General features: G+C 74.7%; 7 protein-coding genes. 4 read left to right on the top strand and 3 right to left on the bottom strand.

Going from position 1 to position 8101, the window contains the following annotated elements:
- The 3 genes from AB0E96_RS35230 to AB0E96_RS35240 form a co-directional block, all read right to left on the bottom strand.
- The coding region (locus AB0E96_RS35230; protein WP_359829914.1) for an amidohydrolase at window positions 1-1675 on the bottom strand (1675 nt) is incomplete at its 3' end.
- 156 nt (window positions 1676-1831) lie between these two features.
- On the bottom strand, window positions 1832-3259 hold the full coding sequence (locus tag AB0E96_RS35235; protein ID WP_359829926.1) for an APC family permease: 1428 nt from the start codon (window positions 3257-3259) through the stop codon (window positions 1832-1834).
- Window positions 3260-3760: 501 nt separating this feature from the next.
- Window positions 3761-4744, bottom strand: coding sequence for a LuxR C-terminal-related transcriptional regulator (locus AB0E96_RS35240; protein WP_359829916.1), 984 nt, complete (start codon window positions 4742-4744; stop codon window positions 3761-3763).
- A 334-nt stretch (window positions 4745-5078) separates the two neighbouring features.
- Between AB0E96_RS35240 and AB0E96_RS35245 the strand changes: the two genes are divergently transcribed.
- The 4 genes from AB0E96_RS35245 to AB0E96_RS35260 all read left to right on the top strand — a co-directional run.
- A complete protein-coding gene (locus AB0E96_RS35245) occupies window positions 5079-6425 on the top strand; it encodes an IS256 family transposase (RefSeq protein WP_359829918.1) in 1347 nt (448 codons plus the stop codon).
- 186 nt (window positions 6426-6611) lie between these two features.
- Window positions 6612-6800, top strand: a complete 189-nt coding sequence (locus AB0E96_RS35250; RefSeq protein ID WP_359829920.1) for a hypothetical protein — start codon at window positions 6612-6614, stop codon at window positions 6798-6800.
- Window positions 6801-6879: 79 nt separating this feature from the next.
- The gene (locus AB0E96_RS35255) at window positions 6880-7092 is read left to right on the top strand and encodes an MbtH family protein (RefSeq protein WP_359829922.1); all 213 of its coding nucleotides are present in this window, start codon (window positions 6880-6882) and stop codon (window positions 7090-7092) included.
- A gap of 638 nt (window positions 7093-7730) precedes the next feature.
- The coding region (locus AB0E96_RS35260) for an acyl carrier protein (protein WP_359829924.1) at window positions 7731-8101 on the top strand (371 nt) is incomplete at its 3' end.

Raw genomic sequence — 8101 nt, forward strand, 5'->3', positions numbered from 1 at the left:
CTCGGAAGAAGAGACTTACCGTCTGGAGGGCGACTTCTTCGACCGCCAGGTGCACCAGCCTGCCGCCGACGTAGGTGCGCTCCACCCGCGCCGCGGCGATCTCCTCCGGCGGGCCGGTGAGGATGTCCCGGTCGAGCACCACCAGGTCCGCGAGGTGCCCGGCCGCCAGCACCCCGGCGTCCTCGTGACCGTTCAGGTGGGCACTGCCGGCCGTGTACGCGGCGATCGCCGAACCCAGGTCGAGCCGCTGCTCGGGCAGGAAGACCCGCCCGTCGGTGGCCCCCGGCTCCATCCGGTTGACCGCCACGTGCAGCCCCGCCAGCGGGTCCGGGCTGCTCACCGGCCAGTCGCTGCCCGCCGCCAGGGTGGCGCCGGCCCGCTGGAGGGCGCCGAACGGGTACTGCCAGGCGGCCCGCTCCGGCCCGAGGAAGGGGATGGTCAGCTCGTCCATCTGCGGCTCGTGCGCGGCCCAGAGCGGCTGGATGTTGGCGACGGCGCCGAGCCGGGCGAAGCGCGGGAGGTCGTCCGGGTGGACCACCTGGAGGTGGGCGAGGTGGTGCCGGGTGCCGCGCCGGCCGTTGGCGGTGCGGGCGGCCTCGACGGCGTCCAGCGCCTCGCGTACGGCCCGGTCGCCGAGCGCGTGGAAGTGCACCTGGAAGTCGAGCGCGTCCAGGGCGGTGACGTACCCGCGCAGCGCCGCCGGGTCGACGAAGCTGAGGCCGGAGTTGGCGGTGGCGCAGCCGCAGCCGTCCAGGTACGGGCTGGTCATCGCGGCGGTGAAGTTCTCCGCGATGCCGTCCTGCATGATCTTCACCGAGCCGGCCCGGAACCGTCCGTGGCTCAGCTCCGCGCGCCGCCGCACGAGTTCGGGGATCTGCTCGGCGCCGAGCTCCCGCTGCCACCACAGCGCGCCCGTCACCCGGGCGGTCAGCGCGCCGGAGCGGGCGGCGGCGAGGTAGGCGTCGGACGGGTCCGGCTGGCCGTTGAACTCGCCGAGCAGCGCGTCCTGCCAGCCGGTGATGCCGAGCGAGTGCAGCAGGCGCTGGGCGCGCAGCAGCCCGTCCAGCCGGTCGGCGGCGGTGGACGGCGGCAGCAGCCGGGCGACCAGGGCGGTGGCGCCCTCCTGGAGCGTGCCGCCGGGGGTGCCGTCGGCCTCGCGCTCGATCCGGCCGTCGGCCGGGTCGGGGGTGTCCGCGGTGACTCCGGCGAGTTCCAGCGCCCGGGTGTTGGCCCAGGCGCCGTGGTGGTCCCGGTTGGTCAGGTACACCGGCCGGTCCGGGACGACCGAGTCGAGCAGCTGCCGGGTGGGCAGGCCGCCCTCGAAGCTCTCCATCGACCACCCGCTGCCGGTGATCCACTCCTGCTCCGGGTTGGCCTCGGCGTACGCCCGGACGCGCGCCAGGTAGTCGGTGACGCCGACCGTCCCGGTGAGGTCGCAGGACGCCAGCTCGGCGCCGCCGAACACCGCGTGGACGTGCGCGTCCTGGAAGCCGGGCAGCAGCAGCTTGCCGGTGAGGTCGACGACCTCCGTCCCCGGCCCGATCAGCTCACGGACCTCGTCGTGCCCGACGGCGGCGATCCGCTCGCCGACGACCGCCAGACCGCTCGCCCGGGTGCGGGCCGCGTCGCCGGTGTGGACGGGGCCGTGGGTGAAGACCAGATCGGCCTGGGTCATGGGTGGTGCTCCGTTCTCGCGTGGTGGTGCCTTGCTGCGCATGGTCGCGCGTGGTGCCCTGTCGAAGGCCGTGCCCGGACGCGCGTGGCGCCCGGGCGTGGGCCGTACGGGCGTGGGCCGTACGGGCGTGGGCCGTACGGGCGTGGGCCGTGCGGGCTACTCGGTCGCCGCGTCCGCCCGTCGGAAGTACGGCGAGCGCCGCCGCCAGCGGGCCCAGGCCGCCGCCGGCAGCCCGCTGACGATCATCATGATCACCACGGACAGCTCGAACCACCCGTTGTCGGCGGAGAGTTCGAAGTGGTCCGTGGAGTCGTAGAAGGTCCAGGCGAGGTAGCCGCCGACGGCGAGCAGGGCCGCCGCGCCGAGCAGCGGCCCGACCACCGCGCGCAGCCCCTCCAGCGGGCTGGTGCGCAGCAGCCCGCGGAACCGGACGGCGGCCGCGACGGCGGTCAGCGCGTAGTAGAGCGCGACGACGATGCCGATCGCGTTGACCGCCGCCGAGATCAGGTCGTTGACGGTCGGGATGGCGATCGAGGCCAGCGCGAGGGCGACCGCGACACCGGTGATCAGCAGGGTGCCGACGGCGGGCGTGGCGTGCCGGGGGTGCAGCCTGGTCCACACCGGGCCGAGCACCCGGTCGCGGCCCATCGCGTACATCCCCCGCGCGGTCGGGATCACCGAGGACTGCAGCGAGGCCACCGCGGAGAACATCAGCGCGATCAACGGCAGCGCGGCCAGCGGCTGTTGGGCCAGCTTGGTGCCGAAGTAGGTCAGCCCGTGGGCGCCATTGTCGGCCAACTCGCCGAGCGGCAGCACCCGTTGGAAGGCCGTACCGGCGAGCAGGAACAACGCCAGCATCACCACCAGGGCGATCAAACCGCCCCGGGAGGCGTCCCGCGGGTCGCGGACCTCCTCGCCGACGCTGAACACCGACTCGAAGCCCCAGTAGCAGAACACCGCCAGCACCATGCCCTGGGCGACCGCGTCGAAGGAGGGGATGTCGAAGGGGTTGTACCACTGGAGCGAGAACGGCTGGTCGCCGGCGAACAGCCCGTAGCCGCAGAAGCCGAGCAGCACGGCGTACTCGAAGACCAGCAGCGCCTTCTGCAGCCGGGCCGCCAGATCCAGCCCGCGCACCGCGACCAGGGCGGCGCCCACCAGCACCACCAGGCCGAGCAGGGTGCACTGGACGGTCGAGTCGGCGTCGAGCCGCAGCCCGGCGACGCTGCGCAGGTGGGCCTGGTCGAGCAGTTGGATGACCGAGGAGCCGGTGACGGTCGTGGTGTACGCCATGAAGACGATCGTCCCCACGGTGTTCACCCAGCCGGTCAGGAAGCCCAGCCAGGGGCTGAGGGTGCGACCGACCCAGCGGTAGCTGCTGCCCGCGTCCGGCTCGACGGCGTTCAGCCGCCCGTACCCGCCGGCGATGGCGAGCACCGGCAGGAAGGCCAGCAGCATGATCGCCGGCAGGTGCAGGCCGACCACCCCGGCCATCAGGCCCAGGCCGATCCCGATGCTGCTGGTGGCGGCCGTGCTGGAGGCGGCGATCGCCACTCCGTCCAGCAGGCCGATCGACTGCCGCATCTCGACGCCGGAGTGTCGCGCGTCCGCTCTCGGGCCGCCGCCCGTGTCCTTCACCGTCGATGCCAACGGATCACCGCCTTGCTCGTGGGGGTGCGCGGGTGAGGGGGAACTCCCGCCCCGGTCGTGGGGGGTGACGCGGGCGGGAAGTGCGAGCCATGAAACCGGCGGCACCGCCACACGTCAATGCCGTTGTCATAAGGGCCCCCACCACACCGCCCCCGCCGATCCCCCTCAGTCGGCCCCGGGTTCACCCCGGCCGCCGGAAGCCACGTTCACCTCGGCGGCCCAGCGCCGTTCGTCCCCCGGCCCGGCCGTGTCACCGCAGCGCCGGACGGCCGCACCACCCGACCGCCGCGCGGCCGTACGACGGCGCGGCCGCGTGCCGGACCCCTCCACGAGCACCGCGCCAAGACCTCCGGCGGAGCCCGGAGCGCCGCGCCGGACGAGGCGTGGAAGGGCGGGGACGGCCGGTCACGCTCGCGGCGACGGGCGCGGGGCCCGTCAGAGCTCGTCGAGGGGTTCGTCGAGGACGCCCTGGCGGGCGATGATGTAGCCGAGGTGGCCGCGGCTGCGGCTGCCGAGGAGTTCGCTGGCCTTCTGGATGTGGCTGGAGACGGTGCGGGTGCTCATGCCGAGGCGGGAGGCGATGGCCTCGTCGGTGTAGCCGTTGACCATCAGGCGCAGGACGTTCTGGCGGGTGCGGGCGGTGAGCAGCCGGGGGCGGTGGTGGCCGTTCTGGTAGGTGACGGGCTCGGCGCGCTCCCACATCAGCTCGAAGATCTTGAGCAGGTACTCGACCAGCGGCGGGAGTTCGATGAGCATCGCCGCGGCCTCCCGGTCGGCGCCGGCCGGGATGAAGGCGGTGGAGCGGTCGCAGATGATCACCCGGTCGAAGACCTCGTTCAGGGTGCGCACCTGGGCGCCCTGGGCGGTGACCTGCTCGATGTAGGCCAGCGTCGGCCCGTGCGAGCGCACGGTGTGCTGGTAGAGGGTGCGTTGGCGCACACCGCGGCCGGCCAGGGCGAGGTCGCGCGGGAGCGCGTCGGCGAGTTGGTCGGGGCCGCGTCCGCCGCCCGGCTGGGCGGTGAGCAGTTCCTCGGAGCAGGCGGCGACGGCCTTCTCCAGCGCGAGGTTGATCTCCTCGCCGGTCAGCACCCGGATCGGCAGCTTGGCCTGCCGCATGACGTCGCGGTAGGCGTGCTCGGCGGTGTGGAAGGAGGTGTGCAGCGCGGCGAGCCGCTCCTGGTGCGCCAGGACGGCGAGTTCGATCGGCCTGGCTAACCCGGTGACGGCGATGTCGGGCGGGACGGGGGCCAGCCGCTCGCCGGGGCCGGGCAGCGGGCGCAGCAGCCCCATCGCGATCAGGCACTCGGGGGCGTCGCCGGTCGCCTCCCCGTCGGCCAGCGCCGTGCGGTAGAACTCGATGCCCCGGTCGCAGAGCTGGGGTGCACCCGTTTCCGCGCAGTTGTCCTGGGTTGGGCACATCTGGGCATCCTTCCGGCTTCGGCATTGCGCCTTCACGAATGCCCGTACCGGCTACCGCCAGGCATCCGAACCGGCAAGATGGGAGTGACTGCCGTTCGGAAGCCGCCCCCCGGGCTCCGACAGCCGTGAGTGTACGCCCAAAGGGCGCGGAAATCATCGGCTGACAGTAGTCGGCCGTGCACGCAAGCGGGGGAGCCGACGGTGACGGTCGCGACCGACCGCACCCGGCAGCGGTGACCGGGGGATCGTCGGCGCATCGCACCTGGCGTCCCGTCGGGCGCCCGGGGCGGGCGATCGGTGCACGGAACGGCCTACAGACGGAAGGCACCCCCAGTTGCGAGCTGACTCCGACCCGGCGGCACCGCCCGCCGCCCTCGCCGGCCTGGTGGACCAGCGCCTGGTACGACAGTTGGCGGAGGCCGCCGCCGCGCAGGTCGGCTCCGGCGCGGTCCGGCTGCTGGGCGACGGCGGGATCCTCCAGGCCTTCGCCAAGCAGCTGATCGAGGGCGCCCTGGAGCTCGAACTCCAGGAGCACCTGCGCGGTTCCGGCACCAGCTCCGGTTCCGGCACCGGAACCGGCTCCGGCTCCAGCTCCGGAACCAACGGCCGCAACGGCGCCCGGGCCAGACGGCTGCTCACCGAGATCGGCCCGGTCGAGGTGCGGGTGCCCCGGGACCGTGAGGGCAGCTTCACGCCCAAGGCCGTCCTCCCCCGGGCCCGGCGGCTGCCCGGGCTCGACCGGCTGGTGATCTCGCTGACGGCGCGCGGCCTGAGCTCGGGCGAGCTGGTGGCGCACCTGGCCGAGGTGTACGGCGTGGAGCTCAGCCGGGAGACCGTATCGGCCATCACCGACCAGGTGCTGGACGAGCTCGCCGAGCGGCGCGCGCGGCGGCTCGACCCGGTCTACCCGGTGGTCTTCGTCGACTCGGTGCGCAGCGGGCGTTCGGGCGGGCCGCTGGTGCACCTGGCGCTCGGGGTCTCCGTCGAGGGCCGGCGCGAGGTGCTGGGCCTGTGGCCGGCCGCGGACGGGGAGCAGTGGCCGCGGGTGCTGGCCGGGCTCGCCGAGCGCGGGGTGCGGGAGGTCTGGGTGCTGGTGGGCGGCACCGGCGCGGTGCTCGCCGAGGCGGCGGCGGAGCGGTGGCCGCGCACCGTGGTGCACGGTTCGGTGGCCCATCTGCTGCACGCGGCGCTGCGGCACGCGCCGGGCGAGGACTGGGGTGCGCTCTCCCGGGCGCTGCGCGAAACCTGTACGGCAACGTCCGAGGCCGCCGCGCTGGAGCGGCTGTCCCGGGCCGAGCGGGAGTGGGGGCCGAGCCACCGCGAGGTGTTCCGGGTGTGGCGGTCGGCCTGGCCGCTGCTGGCCCCCGGCTTCCGTTTCGGCCCCGAGGCGCGGCGGCTGCTGACGGGCGGGGGCGCGCTGGAGCGGTTGCACGCCCGGCTGCGCCGGATCGAGCAGTCGGCGGGCCGGGTGCAGGACGAACGCGCCGCGCTCAAGCGCGCCTATCTGGCGACGCTCGCCCTGGAGTCGCCGACCGGGCCGGGCCCGTCGTGGGCCGAGGACTGGCCCGTCGTCCGGGAGGAACTGCGCCGGGGCTCCCGGCGCGGCGCCGGGGTGCCCGATCCCGCGCTGCGATGTCCGCCCGGGTCACCGGAGTCCCCCACCGGGGGATCCCACCACTGATCTGACAGAACCGGGTGGGACTTGGATCATGTCTGTCTGCATTTGACACGATCTGACCAGGCTTCCGGTTCCCGCATTGCGTGTTCACGATCACAGTCAGAGCTTCCACGCACGTTTGGGCCTTCGGCAGGATGCGTTGTCAGAGCGAAGAGGGCAGACCGCCCTCCTCAGGAAGAGGAATTCGCGATGCCAAGCCTTGCCGTTCGCGTCCACAAGATGCCCGGGATGCGCACCGTTCCACCGGCCACCGTGCCGAGCCTCCGGCTCCACGCCCGGCCGCAGTCGTCCACGCTCTCCCTCACCACCCACGGCGTCACCGCCCACGACGCCGCCTTCCACGCCGCCCTCGGCAAGGACTCCGGCTGGGGGCCTTGAGCCACGGCTCCGCCCGATCACCCCGCTCCTCCCCTTTTCGCACTGCTCCGATCCGGAACCGAACAGAGAGGAACCGACGATGGCGAACCCGTTCGAGGACCCCGAGGCCAGCTACCTCGTCCTGGTGAACGACGAAGGCCAGCACTCGCTGTGGCCGGCCTTCAGCCCGGTGCCCGCCGGCTGGCAGCAGGTGTTCGGCGCCGCCGGACGGCAGGACTGCCTCGACTACGTCGAGCAGAACTGGCAGGACCTGCGGCCGAAGAGCCTGATCGCGCAGCTGTCCGAGCAGTGACCCCGGCCACCGGGCACTGACCCGGGCCGCCCGCGCCCACCGCGCACCGGTCACCGCCGTCGGGCCGTCGGCCCCCGGACGCCACCCGGCCTCCGTACGGGGCCTCGCCGAGCGGCCGCTCACCCGGCCACCCCCACCTCGGCGCTCCGCACCCGGCGGACCACCGTCCGCCCCGCGCCGCACCGCGCCCGGGCCGCCCCTCACCGGGCTGCTCCCCCGCGCCGTCCCACCCGCCACCGCGGAGCCCACCGCACCGGCGGGACCCGACGGCCCCGCACCGCCGCACCACGTCCACCACCGCAGCACCCCACCGCCGCGCGGCCGCTCCGGCACGCCGCCGGCGCCGTCCCGCGTCCGACGTCTACGCGCGTGCATCGAACAGCACCGGCGCGTCCCCGAACCCGCGCCGCCCGCACCCGCACCGCCCGCGCCCGCACGCCTCGCCGCACACCGCACACCGCACACCGCACACCGCACCCGCGCACCCGTGTGCCGTACGGACGTCACGAAAAGCACACCCCAGCACCGCGAAACGACCGCAACATCGCTCCGCCGACCACCGGGCCGACCGCCCCGAGGTCAACCCAGCTCGCCGCTCCCGCCACCGCGGGGGCCAGCCGCACGAGGGAGAGAGTCACATGTCCGGGGTCCAGCAGACGCACAGATCCGAGCAGCGGCCGGAAGCGGCCGAGGTCCTGTGCCGACTGTTCGCGGAGGTGCTCGGCCGGGAGTCGGTCGACCCCGCGGCGGGCTTCTACGACCTGGGCGGCGACCGGCCCGCCGCCGAGCGGCTGCTGGCCCGGGTGCACGCCGGGTTCGGCGTCCGGCTGACCCTGCCCGACCTGGCGGACGCCCCCACGCCCGCCGCGCTGGCCGCCCGGCTGGCCTCCGGGGCGTGGGGGGGGGGCGCCGCGCGCCCCCCCCCCCCCCCCCAGGGCGACGCCCAGGGCGCCCCCGCCCCCCCCGCCCCCCCCCGGACAGCCCCGGGGACCCTCCCCGGCGGCGCCGC

This window comes from Kitasatospora sp. NPDC036755 (assembly GCF_040636595.1).
Taxonomy (GTDB): Bacteria; Actinomycetota; Actinomycetes; order Streptomycetales; family Streptomycetaceae; genus Kitasatospora.

What these genes read in the sequence shown, in the direction of transcription:
- AB0E96_RS35235 (WP_359829926.1), bottom strand. Translation starts at nt 3,259, where the DNA reads ATGCGGCAGTCGATCGGCCTGCTGGACGGAGTGGCGATCGCCGCCTCC.
- AB0E96_RS35240 (WP_359829916.1), bottom strand. Translation starts at nt 4,744, where the DNA reads ATGTGCCCAACCCAGGACAACTGCGCGGAAACGGGTGCACCCCAGCTC.
- AB0E96_RS35250 (WP_359829920.1), top strand. Translation starts at nt 6,612, where the DNA reads ATGCCAAGCCTTGCCGTTCGCGTCCACAAGATGCCCGGGATGCGCACC.
- AB0E96_RS35255 (WP_359829922.1), top strand. Translation starts at nt 6,880, where the DNA reads ATGGCGAACCCGTTCGAGGACCCCGAGGCCAGCTACCTCGTCCTGGTG.